Source organism: Bacillus sp. Marseille-Q3570, from assembly GCF_946151055.1.
Taxonomy (GTDB): Bacteria; Bacillota; Bacilli; order Bacillales; family Fictibacillaceae; genus Pseudalkalibacillus.
Genome location: NZ_CAMGYZ010000010.1, coordinates 119,853 through 142,411, shown reverse-complemented (window position 1 = coordinate 142,411; position 22,559 = coordinate 119,853). Strand labels below are relative to the sequence as shown.

The window sequence follows — 22,559 nt, the reverse complement described above, 5'->3', positions numbered from 1 at the left end:
AATACCATCAGATCAAAATGAAACAAGGGTTTATTTTCCATATGTCGAAAGGGATTGTATAGAAATTCGAAAGTTGGAGGTTCTGATTATGAACGAAACCGTCGCAATGCGCGAACAATTCCAAAGCGATCCTTATCTTTATTTCGAACAATACCGCAAATATGGGCCGATCCATTACGGTCAATTTTTCGGGATTCCGAAAATTGTCGTCACTGGTTTTGAAGAAACAGAAGCCCTCTTCAAGGATTCCCGTTTTATAAAAGAATACCGCCGTGTTGTTCCTCCTGAGCAAAGGGTCGAGATCCCGGAGCGCGTTCAGCCTGTCATTTACCTGATGAACAACATGATGCTGTTTCGCGATGCGCCGGATCATACGCGTTTACGCCAACTCGTCACCAAAGCGTTCACACCGCGGATGGTCGACAAGTTGCGTCCGCTGATCGAAGAGCTTGCAGATGAACTGCTCAACACCAGAAAAGGAGAAAACGAGCATGAGCTGATCCGGGATTTTTCATACTACCTCCCCGTTGTTGTCATTGCTGAACTGATCGGTGTCCCAAAGGAGGATCGCGGCTATTTCAGGAAATGGGCTGATGCCTTTGTCACGTTCATCGATTTTAACACCGATATGAAAGAATTAGAGGATGTCTCTGATGATATAAAGGACTCTGGAGAATACTTCCGCTTCCTCATCCAAAAAAGGCGCACAGAACCAAAAGATGATTTGATCAGCGGTCTTATCGCCGTTGAAGAGTCCGGTGATGTGTTGAATGAAGATGAAATGGTGGCCACCTGCCTCCTCCTGATGATTGCGGGGCACGAAACAACCGTGAATCTGATTACAAATGGGTACTACACTCTGCTGAAGCATCCTGAACAGTTAAAATCACTGCAAAACGACCTTTCGTTCATCCCGAATGCAATCGAAGAGATTTTACGCTATGAACCGCCCGTCCTCATGACCTCACGAGTTGTAGCGGAGGATCTCGAGTTTTACGGAAAGCATTTCAAAAAAGCGGAAGAGGTGATGCTTGTACTAGGAGCCGCCAATCGCGATCCACGTCTGTATGACAACCCGAACGAATTCGATATTACGCGGAAAAATATCAAGCATCTGTCATTCGCTTCAGGACCCCACTTCTGTCTCGGGGCACCTCTTGCACGGTTGGAAGCGCAGATCGCCCTGGAAAAACTCGTGACAAGATTCAAAGAGCCACTTCTATCTGAGGAACCACAGTGGCGGGACAACATCGTGTTCCGAGGGTTCAAAGCCCTTCATCTTAAAGCGGAAGTCCTATAGTATCATATTTTCATAAAGAAAACTTGGCAAAGCTAAGCCTTAACGTACGCTGAGCCTTATCCCCTTATATTGAAGAAAGTATTTAAACTTTCTTTAAATTCACAAAAAGGGACTGCCTTAAGAGAAAAGTATCAGACCCCTCCAACACCAAAACCACGATTTTTCTCAAAATATCGTTATGTTCGGAGAGACTCTGACACCTTTTTGGCCAGTCCCTTTATATTAAACTGATTTTGTGGGGGCTAGTTCAACAGCTTGGCGCAAAGCTTCTGTCAGACTTTTTTCATCAGCAATCCCTTTGCCAGCGATATCGAATGCAGTACCATGATCTACACTAGTCCGAATGATCGGAAGTCCAACGGTTATATTGACACCTGCATCTAACCCTAGCACCTTGATCGGTCCATGACCTTGATCATGATACATAGCGACCACAATATCAAAATCTCCACGGACTGCTCTGAAAAACAAAGTGTCTGCAGGTAGTGGTCCTTGAGCATCGATACCCTCTGAATGAGCTTTTTCTACACCTGGGACAACTTGTGCTTCCTCTTCTCCATATCCGAATAATCCATTTTCTCCTGCGTGAGGGTTGATCCCACACACCGCAATTTTCGGTTTTGTAATTCCAGCTTTTTTCAACGTATCATGAGCCATTTTGATAACCTGGTAAACGCGTTCTGGATTGATTTGTTTCACCGCATCAATCAGTCCACTGTGAGTCGTCACATGAATCACCTTTAACGTCGGTGCAGATAGCATCATTGCATAATCTTTTGTTCCCGTTAATTCCGCTAAGATTTCGGTATGTCCAGGATACTTATGTCCACCTAAATGAAGTGCCTCTTTATTTAAAGGTGCTGTGCATATGCCGTCGATTTCGCCTTCGTTTGCAAGCTCGATCGCTTTTGATAGATATTCAAACGCTGCATGTCCGGCTTCGGCGGAGACATGTCCGAATGGTAAGGTATCTGGTATAAGGTCAAGATCCATACACGAGACAACGCCAAACTCATACGTGCAATCATTGACTGATTGGACGCTTTTAATTATTTGCTGGGTTCCTAGTACGTCTTTTGCTTTTTCCAGAACTTTTGCATCTCCAATAACCAATGGGTTACATAAATCATAAACTTGTGTATCCTGCAGGCTTTTCAAAATAATCTCAGGCCCGACTCCCGCAGCATCACCCATCGTGATCCCAATAACTGGTTTACTTTGAGTCATAAGTGTGTTTCATTCCTTTCATGTAATACAAAGCATTCTTTAACGTATCTTTATTTCCAAACCCGCCGGCTTTTGTGACCGTCCACAACTTTTGATCGTTGAAATTGATTCGGCCTAGTGGAACTCCTGCTTCGATTTCATCCAAAAGTTCCATTTCCATAACATTCATTGCTGAACATACGTCTTTAGCCGTGTCGCCTCCAGTCAATATCAATCCATCAATGGAAGTAAAACGCAGTATATGCTTTGCAATTTGTCCTAGCCCTTTTGAAATCTTACTCCCAATCTCTTCTTTAGACAGAGCATTCCGTTCAGCATACTCTAATGCAGCCTTACGGTTAAATTCATTATTATCAACATAGATCACCAGGTCCTTCTTCTCCTCTTTCCTATCCAATAGTGAATTGGGATCGAAGGTTTCTTCAAGGATCATCAGTGGATCTATTTCTATCATTTGAATATCATCAATTTCATCTAGTTCAAGTAGTTGTTGTTTTGTTCTTTCAGACAAACTTCCAGACACGGTCAGAACTTGATTACTTGTCCAGTCTTTCAAATTATTAGACTCGTTATTGGAGTTCAATGACAGACCTTCGGGCAAGTGTTCAATCAAGCCTGCTGACCCTACCCATAACACATTTAACGGTAGATCGCCGAATTTACTGGATATCTTTTTTAAATCTTCTTCACTTTCCGCATCACATACAAACCAGCGAATGTTTCGAGCAACTTCATTTTGGATATACGTTGCAAATTCATCGTCGTTCAATTGTGTTTGTGTTACCTTCGAAATTTCAGCGTTACAATATGGTTGAATAAGTTCTTGAATGTCACTCTGCGTCACTGGAGTTTTCGGGTCTTTTCCGAATTCCGTATCCGAGACGAGTTCACCATCTACGTAATGCTTTCCATCTTTTGTGATCCTGCCCATTTGGGGATAGGCAGGTGCAATGACGACCAAATCAGGCTTCAACACATGGTCCACTGCACTTATTTCTGATCCAATATTCCCTCTCAAGGTTGAATCAACTTTTTTATAGACACAATCAACTTGATTCTCCAAATAGAAAGAAGCAGCATGATGGACTGCTTCATATGCATCTTTATTTGTAAAGGAACGACTGTTTGTATCAATAATTGATACATCATTTTCATGTTTGATTTCCATTTTATCTATATTAACCATTACAGATGTAAGGAACCCTTTTTTGGCGAGCTGGACTCCCGTGTCGTTGGCTCCAGTGAAATCATCTGCAATTATTCCTATTCTCTCTCTCATAGATGACCACCCTTAACTTGCTGACTTTATTTCTCCATTTTCAAATCGATAGCCTTTTTTCTCCATACGTTTAACAAGAAATCCAATATATAATGGTAACAATATTGCGGTTGTAACAGTCGATGCTGCAACCTGAACTGTAGCAAGTTCTGCAACTGGCGCGAAGGTTGAACTTGCCGCTGCAATAGCTGCTGGAGTTGCCACGGCGTTTCCTGCTGTCGAACCTTCTGAAGCCCCAACAATCGGATTCCATTTCAATGCTTTAAAGATGAAATAACCTGCAGTACCTGTAACAAATACAGTCAGGAGACCAAGGAATATTCCAGTTAAACCACCTTCAATGATTGCTGCAAAATCAATACCCATACCTAACGCAAAGGCAAAGAATGGAATCAACATTGCACTACCTTTATCCAAGAAGGAACGCATATCTTCATCCAGATTACCTAAGACCATACCCACAAGGATAGGGAGTAATACTGCTAAAAAGGATTGGAATGAAAACATTCCATCTACGAACCCCATTGCTCCGAAGATCGACAATGCCACCATCGTCAAAAAGGGTCCGTCATTCAATGCAAGTAATGAATAGGCTGCACGGTCTTCTTCTTTTCCATATTGCCCGACAAGTGCTACATATAAGCCACCATTACTATTTGTCATCGCTGCGATTACTGCAATTGGAGCTAACCCCAGCCATAGACCATTATCACCTGCAAACATATAAGCGATCAAGCCGAAGACTGCACCGACAGCCCATTTCGTTCCCAGTAGAGCCCCTCCCTTTGCAAGAGAAACCCCGAATGTCTTAACGTTTATTTGTGCCCCTGTACAAAGCAGGAATAAGGCAATCAAAGTACCTGCACCGTCTACGAATAAATCTTGTGTGAAGTTACCGATCCTGAGGAGATCAGGTGCTAATGTATTTAGTGTTGCAGCAAGCAACAACGGAACTACCATCATCCCACCAGGAATACGTTCAAGCGTTGCTTTAATCTTCATTTCAAATTCCCCCATCGTATGAATAGTAATGACAAGAAAACGTTTTCACCTTCATCCTAAAAGAATGTGATTTATTACGCAACACCAAATTTATTAATTGTGAGTAAAATTGACTAAACTGTTTTATTTTGCAACAGTTTAGTAAATAATAAGGCTCTTTTCTAAAAGATTGTTGCGTTTGAGTCATTTTAAAAAACACCTTGCGCAAGTTGATTGGAGAGCAAGGGGCGATTACTCCTCGAAAATGAAAATCGCATTTTCTTCGTGCGGCAGAACCTTTCCTTTCCTGCGGGATCAGCGTGCCTACCACCTGAATAATCTCCTCGCAACGCATGCGGCGAGGAAACTCTCTTCGACAGGACTTTCTTGCTGACGCATGAGCACAAATGCTTCTTTGATAAGGAGACTCCTGAGGTCGCAAGGCGACGAGTGGGTTCACCGTACCCCCCGCGGAAAGCGAGCATCCTGGGGCGGAAACAACGACTTTTAAAGAAAACTTGGCGAGACCAAGCCTTTTGTAGGTCGAGCTTAGTTGCCCTTATACTTTCTTTAAGTGCAAGGCGCAACAAAGTTTGCGAAAACAGCCAATAAAAAAGACGCAAATCATTATTTTCTTAATTTGCGCCAAAGAGTCGAACGATTAATTCCTAATCGTTTCGCTGCTTTCGATTGGTTGAATCCTTCTTCTTCGAGTACCTTCTCTATCACCCGTTGTTCGATTTCTTCTAATGTACCACGTAAGAGGAGATTATCCTTTGGAGTTGTTTTCCTACGGATCTTCAGTGCACTTTGGACATGATCAGGTTCGATGACATAACCTTTCTCCCCTAGTACAAGGGATTTTATAAAACGTTTCAATTCGGAAACATTTTCATTCCAATCCGCATTAATCAATTCTTCAATTGCCTTTTCTCTTATTTTGACAGGATGAGTCCCTAAATTTTGATGAAATTGCGCAACAAAATAGGCTGCTAAACCTTTTATATCTTCTTTACGTTGTTTTAGCGGAGGAAGCGCTAATTCTACTGTATCGTCATCTAAAGAGTTGTCGATCAAATCCGGGACCTGTACATTACTTGTAAGAATCACCGTAATGGAATATTCCAATAAGTGATGTACAAACTCTCTTAATTCATCTATTCGATCGGAATCCAAATGTTCAATGTTGGTCAGATTAACAGTTGAACACTTTATGTTGAATACCTCTTTCAACTGATCCCATTCACAGTTCTGCATATCTATCGTTAATAAGTTTCCCCTGTTATTTTGTTCATAGTGGATGAACTCTGCCATAAGTGCTTTCCCTGTCCCTTTTTCTCCATATAGCAGGTAAATCCGTTGTTTAGATATGGACTGTCGTATCTGGCTGGTTATTTTCTCCATCATTGGACTTTCTGCAATAATGACTGGCTTTGGTATACGATTCTTTACTTGTAACCATTTATGATGTTCAGAGAATTCCTTTACGGTAAAATAAATGATTATAAATGACTGAGAAGCGAAATTACAAAGTTCACCATTTACTTCAACCTGCTTATTTTTAAAGCTTACCGTGTGGGCTGCATGTCCATTTTGCTTAACATCATCCCTGAATTTTTTTAGTTCTTTGTGGGATAGTGGTACCCTTTGAACACTACTCCAATTTTCATATATCTGCTCACCTTTTGAATCCAAAATAAGTATATCTTGTTTTTTCGATTTCAATATTTTGGACAATAACTTGATAAGCATCTGATTACGGTGATGAAATTCATATTCTGAGCAGGCGTTACTGAAAGCCTCATAAATCGCTTCTCTGCCTGATTGTATCAAGATACCTTCAAGACCATTTTTTTGAGCTGCATCCACCGTGACAACATCGCCTAAAACAACCTCAAAACCATCTTCCTTCAGTTTGTCCACAAGTGGATCAACGTCAACAGCTGATTGTATCGAGTATACATGAATAGGTAATTCCAATAGGTCTACAATAGATTGAGCACCTATCGTAATGTTAGGAAAACCAACTAATGCTTTTTTCCCTTGAAAATCATTGGCTAATGTAAGTGTTCGCAGCATGTCATAACCAGATAAATGAACGTCAATCACACTAATCGACACGAATGACTTTATCAATTGTGCCGTGCCACCTCGGCTGATGATGACATCGTATCCATTCTTCTCGGCCCACCTTGCTATTTCAGCCCCTTCTTCCAGGTTACCAACTTCTATCTGGATATCTAATTCTGGATGATCCGTTTTACACTCTTCTACAAGTGGAACCATGGAAGGGTATGGTGCAATAAACATTGTCTTTATAACCATTCAAATTCCCCTGTTCATTAGTTAATTCTCTATTTAGTATAATCATTCAATGATGCATAATGCAACACATTCAGTTTCCATGAATAATTTGATTTAGATGATAACATCAACTTAGAGTAGAAAGTCATATAAGTTTCTCTTCCCCCGCATATCGGGTACAATTTCATTAAAGGAAGGTGTTGTTATACCGTTGATTTCTGACTAAGTATGATTGACGCGAATTTCGTAAAAATCAACTATAAAGGATAACAACGCCAAAGGATAAAAGGATGGTGATTGGATATGAACATTGTCGTAGTTGGTGCTGGAGCAATTGGAGCTTATTTCGGCGGAAGATGTCAGGAATCAGGTCAATCCGTACAATTTCTCGTCCGTCCGAAAAGAGCTGAACAGCTCCGTCAAAATGGGTTGAAACTGCAAAGTCCGCATGGTGACTATGAATTTGAAGACTTGAACATTGCTGAAGGATTGGACGATATCCATCACGTCGACGTCGTTTTGCTGGCAGTGAAAGGGTACCATTTGAATGATGAATTGATCACCGATTTGAAAGGATTGGTGGAAAAAGGAGCGACTGTCCTACCACTCTTGAATGGAATTGAACATATCGGGCAGCTTCAGCGGGAATTAGGCGAAGAGGCTGTGATGGGAGGATTGTGTTTTATCATCTCTACCCTGGATGAGAATGGACATGTTGTCCATACAAGCACGCAGCATGATCTCGTCTTCGGTCCACTCCATCCGTCACAGGATAGGCTGTGCAATGAACTGGAGAAGATTTTCGACAGGGCAAACATGGCTGGGGTGCTGAGCAGCAACATCCTTCTCGGACTTTGGAACAAATATATGATGATCACCGCATTTTCCGGTGTAACGACTGCCGGCGATTTGACACTCGGGGCGATCCGCGAATCATCAAGGACGGTGAAGCTGGCGGAAGAGGTTTTACATGAAATGAAACTGCTCGCCATTTCGAAAGGGATCGACATCACCGACGACCACGTTCAAAAAGCGTTGGACCAGTTGAACAGCTTCCCTTCAGAGGCGACTTCATCCATGCATCAAGATAGACGTAAAGGCCTGCAGATCGAAGCGGACCACCTGCTCGGAGGCGCACTCAGGTTAGCGGATGAAGAGAACTTGAAACTGCCACATATCGAAACCCTCTACGCACTTGTAAAACCGTACGAACTTAAGATGCGATGATGATATAAAGAAAACTTGGTAAAGCGAAGCCCTAGGCGTAAGCTGATCCATTAGTTGCCCTTATACGGAAAAAGGATGTCTATACTTTTTCTTTTCTAAAAGATTGTTGATTTTGAGTCATTTTTTAGCAATCACCTTGTGCAAGTTGATTGAAGAGTAAGGTGTGAGACTCTTCCGGGATCAACGTGCCTACTACCTGAATAATCTCCTCGCAAGGCATGCGACGAGGAAGCTCGCTGCAAGAGCAACAACGTTTGCGAATACAGCTAATGTAAAAAAACCTTCTCAGCGATGAGAAGGTTCCTTTATGTACTCAGGGCGGTTATTGTTGGGGACTTTCTTTTTGCTTGTGACCTGAATAATTTTTTGCCAGTTTAAGAGTCTTCGAAATGACCTTTTGAACATCAATTCCCTTTTTCCTCAAATTCTGAATATGAATGTCAGTACTCGTCATGATCCTCAAACACTCCTATCATTTTAAAAGATTTGTCCGTTCGATTAAAGCTTATAGTGTATGTATTCCCTATTTGTCAGCTGTTAACCCTGAATTTCCAATTTTGTTTCCTCTACTAAATATAGACGTATTTGCCTCTCATTGGTTGCATCTATTTTGAAATATTTTTTACAAGTGATGAAATCTTCTTAAAAAGATGATGTGGGATTCTCTACATCATACTATACAATCTCCTATACATCGATTCCTAATCTATACTTCGTTCCTTTTTACTATTTTATGGGAGCTTTCTATTTGATTCGAGCAACTTTTAAAATGGTACAACTACATTCTTTCGCAAATTCCACTTTTCAATTCGGGAAATAATGGGTATTGAACACAAAGATATTATAGAAGAAAAGTATGAAGGGAGCACTGTCGTGGAAATTATTTCTTGGTTTGAAACGTGGATAGCGAATGTATCCAACTTCTTATGGACTTATGTTCTTGCGATACTATTAATTGCAGCAGGTATCTTTTTAACGGTCAGGCTACGCTTTTTCCAATTCCGTTTTTTCGGACATGCGTTAAGCCAAACGATTGGTCAAATCTTTAAAAAAGATAAGCACACTGGTACGATCACCCCTTTCCAGGCCTTCACATCAGCCCTCGCATCCACAGCTGGGGCAACGAACATCGTTGGTGTTCCTGTCGCCATCGCCCTTGGTGGACCTGGAGCGTTGTTCTGGATGTGGATGGTCGCGCTGATCGGAATGGCGACCAAATACTCTGAAATCATGCTCGGAGTAAAATATCGTGAAAAGAACAATCAAGGGACATGGGTTGGCGGTCCTCAGTATTATATTAAGAAAGCACTTGGATGGGATAAAGTTGCGGCTGCCTTCGCTTTCTTCCTCATGATCGAGGCGATCCCAAGTTTGATGGTCCAATCCAATTCCATTACTACACAAGTTGAAGGTGCTTTTGGATGGTCGACACAAATCACCGGCCTCATCATGTGCGGATTGGTCGCCATCGTTGTATTCGGAGGCATCAAACGTATCGGGAAAGTGACCGATAAAATGGTTCCGTTCATGGTCATCACCTACTTGATCGGAGCTTTTATCGTCATTTTCGCACATATCGGCGAACTTCCGAGTGTATTGGGAATGATATTCACACATGCCTTCACACCGATTTCTGCTGCAGGAGGATTTGCGGGAGCTGGTATTGCACAAGCCCTCCGCTGGGGAATCGCACGTGGGCTGTACTCGAATGAAGCCGGTCTCGGAACTGCTCCGATCACACATGCGGCAGCCCAGACAGACCACCCGTCCCGCCAAGCATTATGGGGCATCTTCAGTGTATTCGTCGATACGATCGTCATTTGTACGGTTTCTGGCCTCGCCGTACTCGTCACTGGAACCTGGACGGAAGTAAGTGCGGATAACGCATCGAACATGATTGGAACTGCCTTTGGAACGGTGATGGGAGAAACGTTCGGCGGAAGCTTTATTGCTATCTTCCTATTCTTCTTCGTCATCACGACGGTCGGTGTCCTGATCTTCTTTGGTGAAAAACAGGCGGAATACTTATTTGGATTGAAAGCATCGAAATTTATGAGAATCATTTATATCGCAGCAATATATGTAGGTGCGATCGGCGGCTTGCAGTTTGTCTGGCAGTTCTTAGATCTACTTCTCGCATTCGTCCTGCTCTGTAACATCATCCCGCTCGTCTTCTTGCATAAAGAGATCCGCGCGATGACAGATGACTATATCAATCGGATTTATCGTAAAAAAGAAGGGAAGCCTTCAATCCAGCTGTTTTCAGATAAAAGCGACAAGGATATAAGTCAGTGATCTAGTTGAAGTAATTGAAGTGAACAGATTAATTCGAAATGTGATCAGAATATATGTCGAAGTGAACAAATTAATAAAAAAAATGAACAAATTTAGACAGGATATTATACATCACAAAAATATACCCACTAGAAAAGAAACAAGCTTACCGAAAAGTCACCTCGGTAAGCTTCCTTATTGGTTCCATTTATTTTGAACCGATTTTCTTCAATTCCGCCTCAATGGCTCTATCGATTTCACCTTTAGCTTTCGTCAAAGAATCTTTTGCCTTTTCGTCTAGATTCGACTTTCCAGATTTCACAGCCTCATTCTTTGTAGCTTCTGCCTCTTTTTTCACGTCTTCATAATACTTGTCCAGCTCGTTTTTGTTCTCTTTGATCAGTTTCTCTTTATGCTTTTCGATCTCGCCTTTCGCGCTTTGGACATTCGAACGGATGTCACTCTTGATTTTAGAAATGATTTCATTCTGCTTGTCTTCTGTCGCTTTTTTGATTTCAGGGAACACCAATGTGTACAACTGACTGATTCCGTTCTTGATGTAAGTATTCCAGTTGTCCCCATAGGCGGCATAAGCCGTTCCGCCGAAAGTACCGAAAATTACAGTCCCTGCCATAACCATTACAACAACCTTCCTCTTGCTCTGTTCCATCCATTTTTTAAACATAAAAAATACCCCTTCCTAAGAGTTGAAAATTAGAAAGCGGTCGGTTGCACTACTAGCTCCTTCGCATCCAAGTGCCCACATGAAGATACGAATTCACAGCCCCCTCTATATTCCCTTTGTATTATAACCTTCCAACATAAGGATGTTAACGAACCTAAATGCCCATTAAATGAATTCTGAAACCAGGATGAAACTACTATTTTCGTCGGAATTCATTCACTTACCGCGGTGGTTCAATCAGCTCCTTTAAGGGTTACGAGGTCTTAAAAATTCATTTCTTATTATTGATCCAATCTTCTCTAGTCAACTTCATATTAATAGAATCTATTAATTCTCCTTCGAATTCCAATTCATCTTTATCGATACTGTCCACTATGAAGCCTACTTTTTCATATAACTTTTTTGCTCTTGAATTGAATTCAAATACACTCAAAGTCAGCTGGTTCAGGTTCGTATTTTCAAAAACATAATCAACCACTAGTTGCGTTGCTTCTGTTCCTAACCCTCGATTTCTACCCAGTGGTCCAATCAGTATTCTAAAGTTCATACTTTGGTTTTTTTCATCGTATAAATTGACCACTACTTCTCCAACCAACGTATTTGAGATCTTATCAATAATAGCAAGGTCCATTCGGTCTTTTTGTGCGTTCCTCGTATGATACCAGTTATAGACCTCTTCTTTATCGTACCCAGGAGAACTTCCTGTATATTTAAGAACCACAGGATCGTTTAAACATTCTTCTAAATTCGGAAAATCTTCGTCCATTTTAAAAGGTCTCAGAATCGTTTTTTCTCCAGTGATTATCGGTTTATTGCTTAAATCTATCATTTGGTTCCACCCCATTACCCATAAATGAAAATCAGCCTGTCAAGCTACCATTTTTCACGATCGGGATTCTGCTGTTCTAAGAGCTCGATGATCTGCTCATTCTGGTCCCTTTGGTCCTCTAGCAGGTCTCTGATATCCTTGATGTATATGATCACATGATAGGCAGCATACACTGCACCTGCCAAAATCAAAACCCAAAAGATATTCAGCATCCTATCCTCTTCCCCCTCCGCTCATTCCTACTTAACTACTTTTACATGATTGTGCAGAATTCCTCCATTCTTCAGCGGATCACTTTATAATCCAACCATTCCGGAGGAAGGAGCTTTTGATATTTTAGTGTTAGGAAGCGATCGTCAATGAGTACGATTGTTCCATAGTCCTCTTCTGTCCGGATCAATCTGCCTCCAGCTTGAAGGACCTTATTGATGCCAGGATACACATACGCATAGTCATAGCCATCCTTCTCGTTTTTGTTGAAATACTCCTTTATGATGTTGCGTTCAAAATTCAACTGTGGAAGCCCTACTCCGACAACGACGACGCCGTTCAGGCGATCTCCTTTTAAATCGACACCTTCTGAAAAAATACCGCCCATCACCGCAAATCCAATCAGCGTCGTTGCCTTTCCTGCTTCAAATTGTGCCAGGAACTCCTCACGCTCCTCTTCCGCCATCCCGCTGTTCTGCACAATCGCATCATAGCCCCAGTCCTCTTCCTCGTACTGTTCATAAACCATCTGCATGTAGGCATATGATGGGAAAAAGAAGAGATAGTTCCCAGGCCGCGTTTCAACAAGATTTTTCATCATCGCCAAAATCGGTGCAACAGAGCGGTCTCGGTCACGGTACCGCGTCGATAACGGCTGGATGAACACATCGGCATTTTCTTTTGCGAAAGGAGACGGTATCGAGATCGAGTAATCTCCCTCCTCTGCCCCGAGCATATCTTTGAAGTATGGGAGCGGAGATAACGTCGCTGAAAAATAAACCTTCGAGCGATATCCTTTCCCGAACTGCTGAAGCAAGTGGGATGGATCAAGACAGAGCATCTTAATGTACACTTCACTTTTTCCATATTCGAGGTACGTGACGTAACGTTCGTCGTACAATTCTGATATCCTTACGAAGTTTTTCGCGTTGAAATAAGCTTCCAGAAGCTGTTCCTGTGCTTCGCTTTCCTTCTGTTCAAGCAGCTCTTTTTCCGCCTCCGTCACGAAAGCCTCCAACAATTTGATCAATTCCTCTGGAAGTTCCTCCAGCTCCACCTGCCGTATGTCTCCGCATTGCTTTTTCAATAGCAATAAGTGATCATTAATCGCTTTCGCCGTCTCGAATACATCTTTGTTTTCCGTCTTGAAAGTGCGCTTCAATTGCAGAAACGGTGATTTGAAAAGCTCAGCTGAGAACATTCCCCGAGCCCGATCCACAAGATTGTGTGCTTCATCCACCAGCAGGACCGTCCTTTTTCTTTGCTCCTCGACAAACCGTTTCAACGAAATCCGCGGGTCGAAAATGTAATTGTAATCTCCGATGATCATGTCAGAATTATAAGCAACATCGAGCGAAAACTCGAATGGGCAGAGCTTGTGTTTTCGTGCATATTTTTCAATAGTGGCACGATCCATCAACGTCTCGTTCGCTAAAATGTCCATGATTCCATCGTTGACGCGGTCGTAATATCCGTCGGCAAACTCACAATAATCCTTCTGGCAGACCGTCTGTTCCTTAAAGCAAACCTTATCCTTTGCCGTAATCGTCACAGAGCTCATATGCAGACCTTTGTCTTTCATGAGGGCAAGGGTTTCCTCCGCTGCGGTCCGGGTTATCGTTTTTGCAGTCAGATAGAAGAACCGCTCGAGGTGGCCTTCCCCGATCGCTTTTACGGTCGGAAAGATCGTCGAGACTGTTTTCCCCGTACCAGTCGGTGCATTGGCGAAAAGGTCTTTTTTATCTGCAATCGACTTATAGATTGCTCCAGCAAACTTCCGTTGACCTGCTCTATATTCCTCAAATGGGAAATCGAGCTTTTTTATGCTGTTGTTTCTTTTTTCTTCATGCTCCAAAAGCAACTTCGCAAAGGGCTCGAATTTTTCCACGACACTCATTATGTAGCGTTCAAGTTCGCTGTAGGTATAATCTTCGCTGAACTGTTTCTTTACTTCGGTCTCGACATGGACATATGTCAGCTGGACCTTTATATTTTCAAGTTCATGGTCACGGGCGTACATATAGGCGTAAAATTTCGCCTGTGCCCAGTGGACAGGGTTCGTCTCTTCAGTGATCTCGGACAGATCACCGCGCGTCGACTTGATTTCATCGATTGTGATCTCATCCCCGTTTTTAAGAAGTCCATCACACCTTCCATCCACGACAAAAGAGAGCCCTTTGAAATCGATCTGCGTTTTCAGATAAACCTCTTTTTGATCGGACTCTGCATAGGTCTTTTGAATTTTCTGATGTGCAATCGTACCGTCGGTCATCGAACTTGAAGAACGGAAACGATTATCGATACTACCGCTCCGATACACATATTCAACCAACGGCCTGACGGAAAGACGGACCTCTTTAGACATGTAATCACCTGATCTGACTCTTTTTTCGTTCACAGTGCTACCCTTAGTTTACTTGAAAACACACGTTCGCAAAAGGGGGGGGATAATTTATTGCGCATTACAACCGTTATTTGTGAAAAAGTCAGCAAAATGTGTCTCGTGCAAGTCTTATTCGATGTAGACCGCCGCGATTTAAAAAATGCACTTCAAAACTTAAAAAGACTAAGTGTATAATCCCTTTCTACACTTAGTCTTCCATCCGCCTTATAGTTGCCATATGACTGTCGGTCCGTCATAACAATGCGGACATTGTTTGTATCCTTTATCTTTCAACAGTGCAACCTTTTCAGCTTTCTTTTCACCTGATCTTTCATTTAGCGGGATCTGAGGGAGGTCGCATTTATCGCCAACGTATGCACTGCGATGAATTTTTTTATGTTTGTGATCGATTAAGAATTTCGCCATTTCATCCCCCTTCCGGATAGATAAAAATCTATCCTGTTGAATTCTCCTCATGAAGTTTATTCATCGTGCTCAAACCCAATCACTCCCTTCCGAAAGCCTTTTTTAGACGTAAAGAAAACTTGGCAAAGCCAAGCCTTTGGCGCAGGCTGAGCTTTAGTTGCGCTTATATTGAAGAAAGTATTTTGTACTTTCTTTAAATGCAAAAAAGCCGAAAAGGAACATCTCCTCTTCGGCTTATGTCTAGCTCTAATGTCTAGCTCATTTCCACCTACTCTATGAATCAGGGGTGAGTATCATCACAAGAAAACTGCGATCGATATCAAAATCCCAATCTATGAATACTTCAGATATTTCGCCTTCTATGTGCGAATTGATTTGATCCAAATTCAGCATACCCTTTTCAAGTTTCCCTTTTGCGTTTCGAAGGGCTTCTTCCTGACCATCGCGGATCAACTGTTTCTCGATTTCAACTAGGATTCCGTCACGTACGACGATAAGCGTCCGTGAATTGATACGAGTAGATCGGATTGCTGCTGGTTCTTTTTCAACCTTTTTGCTCATCCGAACGACTGCATCATGCACTTCACTTTTTCCGGAATAAGCAGCATCTCCATCGATCGGATCTGAGCCTACGCCCAGAAAGACGCCTGATTGGTTTTCCAGCGACCAGTCATAATACAAACTCTCGATTTCAAGCTTCGTAATCAGTTTGATGTAAGCTCTGATCTCCGCACTGATCGTATCCATCAAGAAACTGCGCGTCTTTTCGACCGTCTTTTGCTGATTCCCGCTGTATAGGACACGTTCCATGGGAGACAAAAAGTCCTTTACATAAATCACCACAAATGGATCTGCAATCGATACGTAAACCGATCCTGGTCCTTTACCAAAATTATCGCGAAGCACTTTCCCTACGTAACTAGAAATCTCACTTTGTTTTTCATTGATATCCAATGTATGTGTATATTCATCTGAAGACGGAAGCTTCATATCCTCCATCCTTTCTATATTGTAATGGCTTCGTACAGATTTGAAAAGCGTTGAGGACAAATTTATGAAAAGTGCTTACATAGTACTCTCAATTCTCGCTTTTTCACCAAATCATGCAGCAGATAACCGGGACTTTCTACATACATTAGATACCCTGTTTTTTACAATCAGAAACCTTATCTATTGAACTTTCAGCTTTGGACTCTCGATAGGAAGACAGACCGTAACTTCTGTACCGACATCCAGTTCGCTTTTGTAGCTGACCTTTCCGTTCATCGATTGGATGATTCTAAGTGAAACAGTCGTTCCGAGACCCGTTCCTTTATCTTTTGTCGTATAAAATAAGGTTCCGATCCGATCCAGCTGCTCTTTATCCATTCCTTTTCCAGTGTCAGTCACTTTTACAATTACAAAGTTTCCAGAGGGTTTGACTCCGATGGTAACCGTATCCCCTTCGCCTGTCGCTTCGATCGCATTTTTGACAAAGTTCACAAGTGCCTGCTTAAGCTGGTTACGATCTGTTTTTATAAGGCAATTGGAGTCGAATTCATTTATGAGCTCGACACCATGTTCCACCGCAAGACCCTCCATCAAAAACATCACTTCATATATGACATCAGATAAGCGGAACGTTTCGATTTTCTTGAATTCAGGTTTTGCAAAATTCAAGTAATCATTGATGATCGCCTCGGCTCGCCCCAACTCACTCAGAACAAGTGGTATATACTCATAGCCGTCGCCTTTCTTTTCGGCTTTCATCATTTGGAGAAAGCCTTTGACAACTGTGAGCGGATTTCGGACCTCGTGAGCGATCGATGCCGCAAGTTCCCCGAGCGTATTCAATTTTTCTGAACGTTGGATTTCCTGTTTCATGATATGGCGTTCGATGACCATTTCGTTCAACATAGCAGCAAAACCGATTCCAATGATCTGGATGGTTCCGAACAGGAAAATGTTTATAAGAATTTCTTTGTTGCTAGAAAACCCTTGGACACTCATGAATGTCAATAGGATGCCAAGCATGACGAAAGCTGGCCACGTACCGATGAGGATCGCCATCCTGACCCGTTTCTTCGGTTTATAATTCATGAATTTTTTTGTGAAAAGGAATGGAAGGAGCGCTGCAGTCAAAATGCTTATGTAACCGAACAACAGGGCATCTCCACCGAGAAATGTTCTTGTAAGTAAGATAGAACCCAAAACGATTCCACCTGAAACCGGCCCGCCATATAAGCATGCCAAGACGAGCGGAACATAACGAAAATCCCAATAAAGCCCATAGTCGTAATGTGCGAAAACTAAACAAAGAAGCGCCGCAACACTATGTAACAGTCCATAATAGTAGGGAGATTGATCGATGCGACGTTTTTGGAACAGAACACCATATATAAGGACAGGAGCAAGGAAAATTAAAACATGCAGTAATAGCTTTTCAGCAAGCATTTTTACCTCCATCGAAAATCAGGACATCCATACTACTAATACGACACACTGAATAATTTTCCTCTACAATCTCAAAAACATTTACATTATTTTCAAAGAAAACCACGAAAAACGACCCAAATAATCAGGTGCGGTGCCGCTGTGGTGCCTCGCACCGATGCAAACCCCTTCTCCCACAACGCTTCTGGGATGGTGCCGGGATGGTGCCTGGCACAGTTGCAAACCCCTTCTCCCACAACGATTTTGAAATGGTGCCTGGCACCGATGTGAACCCCTTCTCCGCCAACGCTTCTGAAATGGTGCCTGGCACCGATGTGAACCCCTTCTTCGCCAAGGCTTCTGAAGGGGTGCCTGGCACCGATGTTCTTTGGCACCGATATTCTTCTAAATATAATAAAAAGTACCAGCAGGGTGAGTGCCGGTACTCTTATTTATTGCTATGATCAGCAATTTCCATTGCCGTCATCTTCTGCGCCACCGATCGCTTCAAGCAGACGCTCGATATCGACTCCAGTTGCTGCAAAAGCAATCGCTTTATCACGCTTAGCTTTAGCGAATGCTACTGAACGCTTTTGTTCTTCTTCATTATTGTTACCATTTTGTGCACCCATGACAGCGTTGTTATTGTTGTTATTTTTAAAGAATCCCATATTTTCACCTCCTTAAAAAATAGAAAGTGTTAGAGTGTACAAGGTGAAGTCCGCGTATCCATCCACCTTGCACACCTGTTTACGACTGTAATTGCAGCCGCAAATCTTCATACATCGATTACTTCCTTGACCGACACTATGATCACTGCCTTTAATAGGAAAAACAGCGCTTGTCCGACTCTAGTAAAAAAATTCTATTGATTCAATTACATAACGGATGAGGTGCAAAACCAGCCTTTCTTTTCTTGAAAATAGAACTCGATTACTAGAGGAAACGAAACGCAGATTCAACGAAAACTTTCACGAGGTCAATCTCAGGCTATGGAAATACAATAGGGGGAGGTGGTGTAAGTGTTCGGATCGGTAATCGATATTCTTCGAAAACGTTGTTGATGGCAGTCGCTATCGCTGTTGCCGTTGGGTCATCTCCAATTGCAACAGACAAAGCAGCTGCTAAGTCTTTTTCTCGAATCGCTACTGCTGCAGCAGATGGCCCACCTTCTTTCAAAGCTGCCATTGCTGCGTCAACAGCAGCATCGATTGCTGCTCTTATTTCTTTTTCACGATTTTCAAGACTCATTAATTTTAGCCTCCTTTTTACTAGGAGTAATACTAGTATATTGAGATTGTAAGATTCCGTAACGGTCAATAGACTAGATTCATAGAAAATTTTCATAGACATCAATGGATTTTTTACATTGATAGAGATTCCTAAAGGGAATTTTATGATATTCCTGCAGGAAAACGATCCAGGCAAGTCCCTGCATCGAGCAATAAATAAGGAGCTTTGAGGATCGCCTGAGGAAAGAAGAAACAAGTAAAAGGCCTTACCCGTAATGGATAAGACCTTCTTGAAAAGATAGATTAATCTTATATTCTAGTATCTTACAGCATCGTAAGAGTTGATTCTTCCATGTGCGAAATAATAACCTGTACCGCTGATGTTGTCAGCAGTATTCTCGATTGCAGCACGGATTTGTGAATTGCTTCGGCCTTGTCCTGCCAATAGACCTGCAAGACCAGCAACATGTGGAGATGCCATTGACGTACCAGACATGTAAACATAACCGTTGTTCGGGTATGTAGACGCAATATCAACACCAGGTGCTGCTACATCTACCCAAGATCCATAGTTGGAGAATGAAGCTAAGCTATCATAACGATCAACTGCTGCAACCGCGATAACATTCGAATAAGATGCTGGCTCGAATGTTGTGCTTACACCATCATTACCTGCAGCGGCGACAAGGACAGATCCCTGGTTCCAAGCGTAATTGACAGCATTTTGAAGAGTCGTCGTACTACAGTCACAACCTAATGATAGATTGATAACTTCTGCCCCAGCATCAGCAGCGTAACGGATACCGTCAGCTATATCAGCAAGAGAACCACTACCATTCGCATCTAAGACTCTAACAGCAAGGATCTTCGTATTTGGAGCCATACCTGCAACACCTTGACCATTGTTCGTCTCAGCAGCTGCTGTACCTGCTACGTGTGTACCGTGTCCATTCAGATCCGTCGGCGTCCAGTCATTATCGACAAAGTCATACCCGCGGATCGTTTTACCGTCTAGATCAGGGTGATAGTAATCTACTCCAGTGTCCAGAACAGCGATTTCTTGTCCACTGCTTCCTCTGGCAATGTCCCAGGCTCTTGGTGTATCTGTGTTCTGTGGTCCATACTGATACCCACTATAATACGTATCATTCGGAGTCCAGTTCACTTTGAACGAGTAGTTCGGCTCAGCGTACTCCACATTCGGATTCTTTTCGAGTGCTTTGACAGCCGCTTCAACATTACCAACCTTTAAAACTTTGAAGTCAGATTTCACTGCGTCATCATCAGCAACCTCTTTAGCTCCGATTTTGCTCAACGCACTGCTTTGAGCTGATTTCGCAGCCTGGTCTTTAAACTTGACGATGACCTCCCCTTTTACATACTTTCCTACTTCATCAGAGACATTGACGACATTCGACTTTTCTGGAGCTTCCAGCTGATCACTGACTGCAGCCTCCCCTACCATTGGAAAAAGGGCCATTGACGCAGCAAGTGACAGTGTAGCAAGTTTTTTGAATTTCATCCTATTCCTCCCTCAAAATGTATTCATAAACAAATTCAGTCAAAATGTGTAAAATCCTGCGAAACCGCTATTGGGAAATACCAAGTAATTTCAGTGGTAAATTCGGGGTCCTCCAGGGACTTTTTTCCCAATATAAAAAGATTAGTTGCTACTGAAAACCAACTAATGTAAAAAAGTTTGGAAACTCTCCTTTTTAGCATAATTTGATTTATAATCTAGATAAGGATATTTATGGGAAAGAAGGGGGTGTAAGATTTGAAGGGATTAAAAAGAGTCGGTCTCATTTCAGGAATCATAATCATTGGTATTCTTTCTTTCGCCCTCTTTTTCAGAGACGGAATCATTCTGGATTCTCTCGGCGTACATTTTAATCATCCTTTTTCTAAAACGCTTGTTGTACCGCAAAATCATTCCGCCATCGATGCAAATAACAATGGCGTAGAAGATCCGATCGATATCGTTAATGCTGCCCGGAAAGAAGTTGAACAGCGTACAAAATATAAAAGTGCGTATTATGCTGGCGGTTACCCGCCGGAAGATGAAGGCGTGTGTACAGATGTGATTTGGCGTGGGTTATTCGGGGCGGGTATCGCATTAAAAGAACTGATGGACGAGGATATTGCTGAACATACGGATCTATATCCAAGGGTGAATAACGCACCAGACCCGAATATCGATTTTCGAAGGGTGCCGAATCAATTCGTCTACTTCGAACGCTTTGCAGAATCGTTGACGACCGAACTGATTCCAGGAGATGTTGAGAACTTGAAGCAGTGGCAGCCGGGTGATATCGTCTTATTCCTGGATGGTTTCCACCACGTCGCCATCATATCCGATAAACGTGCGAAAGACGGCACACCTTATGTCATCCATAACAATCAACCATTTGCAGCCGAAGTAAAGCTCACTTCCTTCAGAACACCAATCGCAGGACACTACAGATGGAACTACTGAAGTGTAGGTGGTGCCTGGCATGTTTTGATAACCCTACTCCCTCAAGGGATCCGTTTCGGTGCCTGACACCTGATTTGCCATTTTTCACATTAAACATGGAAGAACCTTCATTTATCTGCTTCAAATCACAGGATTTTACAAGCTCAACCTGACAAATCTCGTCTGGAGAACGACTATAGACCGCTTTCTTTTTCCGACACACTTTCTACATTAAAAAGAGGATGGCGACATGACCATCCTCTCACATTTTACAATCCAGTTATACGCGTTTTGATTTCGCTGATGACATCAGTAGTTATCGCATTCCCTTTCAAATCCGGGGTTTTGACGCCATCTGCCAGAACGTCTTCCACAGCCTTCAAAAGATGATCAGCCGCTTTTTTCTCACCCAAATGCTCCAGCATCATTTTTCCGGTCCAGATCTGCCCTATTGGATTCGCGATTCCTTTCCCGACGATATCCGGAGCCGATCCATGTACAGGTTCGAACATAGATGGATATTTTCCGTTCAAGTTGATGTTCGCTGCTGGGGCTACACCGATGCTGCCCATGATCGCAGCACCAATATCACTCAGGATATCCCCGAACAAATTGCTTGCGACCACAACATCAAATGCCTCCGGCTTCGTCACAAAAAAGGCGGATAACGCGTCAATATGCGTTGATTCTACCTCAATATCAGGATAATTATCTGCCACTTCTTTTACAGTCCTGTCCCAGAATGGCATCGAATGGACGATACCATTGGATTTCGTCGCACTCGTCAGCTTTCCTCGCCGCTGTTTCGCCAGCTCGAACGCAAACCGCAACACACGCTCTGTCCCTTTTTTCGTAAAAATATTATTCTGGATTGCAATTTCATCTTCACCACGGTGAATCGTACCACCCACCTCACTGTACTCCCCTTCACTGTTCTCGCGGACAATGACAAAATCAAAACCGTCCGGATTTTGAAGAGGAGACTCGATGCCAGGTAATTGCTTGGCTGGTCTGACATTGATCACTTGCTCGAATTCCCGCCGTATTTTGATCAAAAGCCCCCATAGTGAAATATGATCCGGAACCAGCTTCGGATTCCCGACAGCCCCCAGGAAAACCGCATTATGCTGTGACAACCTCTCCAATCCATCCTCAGGCATCATCTCACCATGTTCGAGATAATACTCACAGCTCCATGGATAGTGGCTATATTTGAACTTGAAGCCGCCGTGCACCTCAGCCAAAGTATCCAATACGTCTAACGTTCCAGGCATGACCTCTGTTCCGACTCCATCACCTGGAACAACGCCGATCTCATACGTTTTCATTTCAAGC

At 42.7% G+C, this 22,559-nt stretch carries 20 protein-coding genes and 1 riboswitch; of the genes, 5 read left to right on the top strand and 15 right to left on the bottom strand.

The window, feature by feature from the left end; all coding sequences use genetic code 11:
- Positions 1 to 88 precede the first annotated feature (88 nt).
- On the top strand, positions 89 to 1,300 hold the full coding sequence (locus N8M93_RS16135; protein WP_261133551.1) for a cytochrome P450: 1,212 nt from the start codon (positions 89 to 91) through the stop codon (positions 1,298 to 1,300).
- A 222-nt stretch (positions 1,301 to 1,522) separates the two neighbouring features.
- On the opposite strand, the gene pdxA is transcribed toward N8M93_RS16135, so the two are convergent.
- The 4 genes from pdxA to N8M93_RS16115 all read right to left on the bottom strand — a co-directional run bounded on the left by pdxA (position 1,523) and on the right by N8M93_RS16115 (position 7,112).
- The gene (gene pdxA / locus N8M93_RS16130) at positions 1,523 to 2,527 is read right to left on the bottom strand and encodes a 4-hydroxythreonine-4-phosphate dehydrogenase PdxA (RefSeq protein ID WP_261133549.1); all 1,005 of its coding nucleotides are present in this window, start codon (positions 2,525 to 2,527) and stop codon (positions 1,523 to 1,525) included.
- Positions 2,514 to 3,806, bottom strand: a complete 1,293-nt coding sequence (locus tag N8M93_RS16125; RefSeq protein ID WP_261133547.1) for a four-carbon acid sugar kinase family protein — start codon at positions 3,804 to 3,806, stop codon at positions 2,514 to 2,516. The genes pdxA and N8M93_RS16125 overlap by 14 nt, the downstream gene beginning before the upstream one ends.
- Positions 3,807 to 3,818: 12 nt before the next feature.
- Entirely contained in the window at positions 3,819 to 4,808 is a 990-nt protein-coding gene (locus N8M93_RS16120) for a 2-keto-3-deoxygluconate permease (protein ID WP_261133545.1), read from the bottom strand.
- A 606-nt stretch (positions 4,809 to 5,414) separates the two neighbouring features.
- The gene (locus N8M93_RS16115; RefSeq protein ID WP_261133543.1) at positions 5,415 to 7,112 is read right to left on the bottom strand and encodes a sigma-54-dependent transcriptional regulator; all 1,698 of its coding nucleotides are present in this window, start codon (positions 7,110 to 7,112) and stop codon (positions 5,415 to 5,417) included.
- A gap of 282 nt (positions 7,113 to 7,394) precedes the next feature.
- Between N8M93_RS16115 and N8M93_RS16110 the strand changes: the two genes are divergently transcribed.
- On the top strand, positions 7,395 to 8,318 hold the full coding sequence (locus N8M93_RS16110) for a ketopantoate reductase family protein (RefSeq protein ID WP_261133542.1): 924 nt from the start codon (positions 7,395 to 7,397) through the stop codon (positions 8,316 to 8,318).
- Between the two features lie 882 nt (positions 8,319 to 9,200).
- A complete protein-coding gene (locus N8M93_RS16105) occupies positions 9,201 to 10,613 on the top strand; it encodes an alanine/glycine:cation symporter family protein (RefSeq protein WP_396125635.1) in 1,413 nt (470 codons plus the stop codon).
- 187 nt (positions 10,614 to 10,800) lie between these two features.
- Here N8M93_RS16105 and N8M93_RS16100 read toward each other — a convergent pair whose 3' ends face one another.
- The 7 genes from N8M93_RS16100 to N8M93_RS16070 all read right to left on the bottom strand — a co-directional run bounded on the left by N8M93_RS16100 (position 10,801) and on the right by N8M93_RS16070 (position 17,558).
- Positions 10,801 to 11,277, bottom strand: coding sequence for a V-type proton ATPase subunit E (locus tag N8M93_RS16100; RefSeq protein ID WP_261133539.1), 477 nt, complete (start codon positions 11,275 to 11,277; stop codon positions 10,801 to 10,803).
- Positions 11,278 to 11,306: 29 nt separating this feature from the next.
- Positions 11,307 to 11,390, bottom strand: a riboswitch (cyclic di-GMP riboswitch).
- A gap of 158 nt (positions 11,391 to 11,548) precedes the next feature.
- Positions 11,549 to 12,106 carry a GNAT family N-acetyltransferase gene (locus N8M93_RS16095; RefSeq protein WP_261133538.1) on the bottom strand — a complete coding sequence of 186 codons (558 nt, stop codon included), beginning with the start codon at positions 12,104 to 12,106 and terminating at the stop codon, positions 11,549 to 11,551.
- A gap of 44 nt (positions 12,107 to 12,150) precedes the next feature.
- Positions 12,151 to 12,318 (bottom strand): hypothetical protein, encoded by a 168-nt coding sequence (locus N8M93_RS16090; protein WP_261133537.1) that lies wholly within the window; start codon positions 12,316 to 12,318, stop codon positions 12,151 to 12,153.
- A 71-nt stretch (positions 12,319 to 12,389) separates the two neighbouring features.
- Positions 12,390 to 14,681 carry an ATP-dependent DNA helicase gene (locus N8M93_RS16085; RefSeq protein ID WP_261133536.1) on the bottom strand — a complete coding sequence of 764 codons (2,292 nt, stop codon included), beginning with the start codon at positions 14,679 to 14,681 and terminating at the stop codon, positions 12,390 to 12,392.
- A 243-nt stretch (positions 14,682 to 14,924) separates the two neighbouring features.
- Positions 14,925 to 15,125 (bottom strand): hypothetical protein, encoded by a 201-nt coding sequence (locus N8M93_RS16080; RefSeq protein WP_261133533.1) that lies wholly within the window; start codon positions 15,123 to 15,125, stop codon positions 14,925 to 14,927.
- Between the two features lie 273 nt (positions 15,126 to 15,398).
- Positions 15,399 to 16,115, bottom strand: a complete 717-nt coding sequence (locus N8M93_RS16075) for a DUF2294 domain-containing protein (protein WP_261133531.1) — start codon at positions 16,113 to 16,115, stop codon at positions 15,399 to 15,401.
- A gap of 180 nt (positions 16,116 to 16,295) precedes the next feature.
- On the bottom strand, positions 16,296 to 17,558 hold the full coding sequence (locus N8M93_RS16070; RefSeq protein ID WP_261133529.1) for an ATP-binding protein: 1,263 nt from the start codon (positions 17,556 to 17,558) through the stop codon (positions 16,296 to 16,298).
- A 200-nt stretch (positions 17,559 to 17,758) separates the two neighbouring features.
- Between N8M93_RS16070 and N8M93_RS16065 the strand changes: the two genes are divergently transcribed.
- Positions 17,759 to 18,001, top strand: a complete 243-nt coding sequence (locus tag N8M93_RS16065) for a hypothetical protein (RefSeq protein ID WP_261133527.1) — start codon at positions 17,759 to 17,761, stop codon at positions 17,999 to 18,001.
- Here N8M93_RS16065 and N8M93_RS16060 read toward each other — a convergent pair whose 3' ends face one another.
- The 3 genes from N8M93_RS16060 to N8M93_RS16050 form a co-directional block, all read right to left on the bottom strand.
- Positions 18,002 to 18,208 carry a hypothetical protein gene (locus tag N8M93_RS16060; protein ID WP_261133525.1) on the bottom strand — a complete coding sequence of 69 codons (207 nt, stop codon included), beginning with the start codon at positions 18,206 to 18,208 and terminating at the stop codon, positions 18,002 to 18,004.
- Between the two features lie 319 nt (positions 18,209 to 18,527).
- Entirely contained in the window at positions 18,528 to 18,788 is a 261-nt protein-coding gene (locus tag N8M93_RS16055; protein WP_261133524.1) for a hypothetical protein, read from the bottom strand.
- A 297-nt stretch (positions 18,789 to 19,085) separates the two neighbouring features.
- Positions 19,086 to 20,291: a S8 family peptidase gene (locus N8M93_RS16050; RefSeq protein ID WP_261133522.1), complete on the bottom strand. Its 1,206-nt coding sequence runs from the start codon at positions 20,289 to 20,291 to the stop codon at positions 19,086 to 19,088.
- 255 nt (positions 20,292 to 20,546) lie between these two features.
- On the opposite strand from N8M93_RS16050, the gene N8M93_RS16045 reads away from it, so the two are divergent.
- Positions 20,547 to 21,245: a DUF1287 domain-containing protein gene (locus N8M93_RS16045; protein WP_261133520.1), complete on the top strand. Its 699-nt coding sequence runs from the start codon at positions 20,547 to 20,549 to the stop codon at positions 21,243 to 21,245.
- A 248-nt stretch (positions 21,246 to 21,493) separates the two neighbouring features.
- On the opposite strand, the gene N8M93_RS16040 is transcribed toward N8M93_RS16045, so the two are convergent.
- A complete protein-coding gene (locus N8M93_RS16040; protein WP_261133518.1) occupies positions 21,494 to 22,552 on the bottom strand; it encodes a tartrate dehydrogenase in 1,059 nt (352 codons plus the stop codon).
- Positions 22,553 to 22,559 lie beyond the last annotated feature (7 nt).

Coding starts and splice junctions, on each gene's coding strand:
- N8M93_RS16040 (WP_261133518.1), bottom strand. CDS start 22,552: ATGAAAACGTATGAGATCGGCGTTGTTCCAGGTGATGGAGTCGGAACA.
- pdxA (WP_261133549.1), bottom strand. CDS start 2,527: ATGACTCAAAGTAAACCAGTTATTGGGATCACGATGGGTGATGCTGCG.
- N8M93_RS16085 (WP_261133536.1), bottom strand. CDS start 14,681: ATGTCTAAAGAGGTCCGTCTTTCCGTCAGGCCGTTGGTTGAATATGTG.
- N8M93_RS16070 (WP_261133529.1), bottom strand. CDS start 17,558: ATGCTTGCTGAAAAGCTATTACTGCATGTTTTAATTTTCCTTGCTCCT.
- N8M93_RS16095 (WP_261133538.1), bottom strand. CDS start 12,106: ATGATAGATTTAAGCAATAAACCGATAATCACTGGAGAAAAAACGATT.
- N8M93_RS16050 (WP_261133522.1), bottom strand. CDS start 20,291: ATGAAATTCAAAAAACTTGCTACACTGTCACTTGCTGCGTCAATGGCC.
- N8M93_RS16125 (WP_261133547.1), bottom strand. CDS start 3,806: ATGAGAGAGAGAATAGGAATAATTGCAGATGATTTCACTGGAGCCAAC.
- N8M93_RS16080 (WP_261133533.1), bottom strand. CDS start 15,125: ATGGCGAAATTCTTAATCGATCACAAACATAAAAAAATTCATCGCAGT.
- N8M93_RS16055 (WP_261133524.1), bottom strand. CDS start 18,788: ATGAGTCTTGAAAATCGTGAAAAAGAAATAAGAGCAGCAATCGATGCT.
- N8M93_RS16060 (WP_261133525.1), bottom strand. CDS start 18,208: ATGGGATTCTTTAAAAATAACAACAATAACAACGCTGTCATGGGTGCA.
- N8M93_RS16110 (WP_261133542.1), top strand. CDS start 7,395: ATGAACATTGTCGTAGTTGGTGCTGGAGCAATTGGAGCTTATTTCGGC.
- N8M93_RS16090 (WP_261133537.1), bottom strand. CDS start 12,318: ATGCTGAATATCTTTTGGGTTTTGATTTTGGCAGGTGCAGTGTATGCT.
- N8M93_RS16075 (WP_261133531.1), bottom strand. CDS start 16,115: ATGAAGCTTCCGTCTTCAGATGAATATACACATACATTGGATATCAAT.
- N8M93_RS16120 (WP_261133545.1), bottom strand. CDS start 4,808: ATGAAGATTAAAGCAACGCTTGAACGTATTCCTGGTGGGATGATGGTA.
- N8M93_RS16100 (WP_261133539.1), bottom strand. CDS start 11,277: ATGTTTAAAAAATGGATGGAACAGAGCAAGAGGAAGGTTGTTGTAATG.
- N8M93_RS16065 (WP_261133527.1), top strand. CDS start 17,759: ATGGTGCCTGGCACAGTTGCAAACCCCTTCTCCCACAACGATTTTGAA.
- N8M93_RS16135 (WP_261133551.1), top strand. CDS start 89: ATGAACGAAACCGTCGCAATGCGCGAACAATTCCAAAGCGATCCTTAT.
- N8M93_RS16115 (WP_261133543.1), bottom strand. CDS start 7,112: ATGGTTATAAAGACAATGTTTATTGCACCATACCCTTCCATGGTTCCA.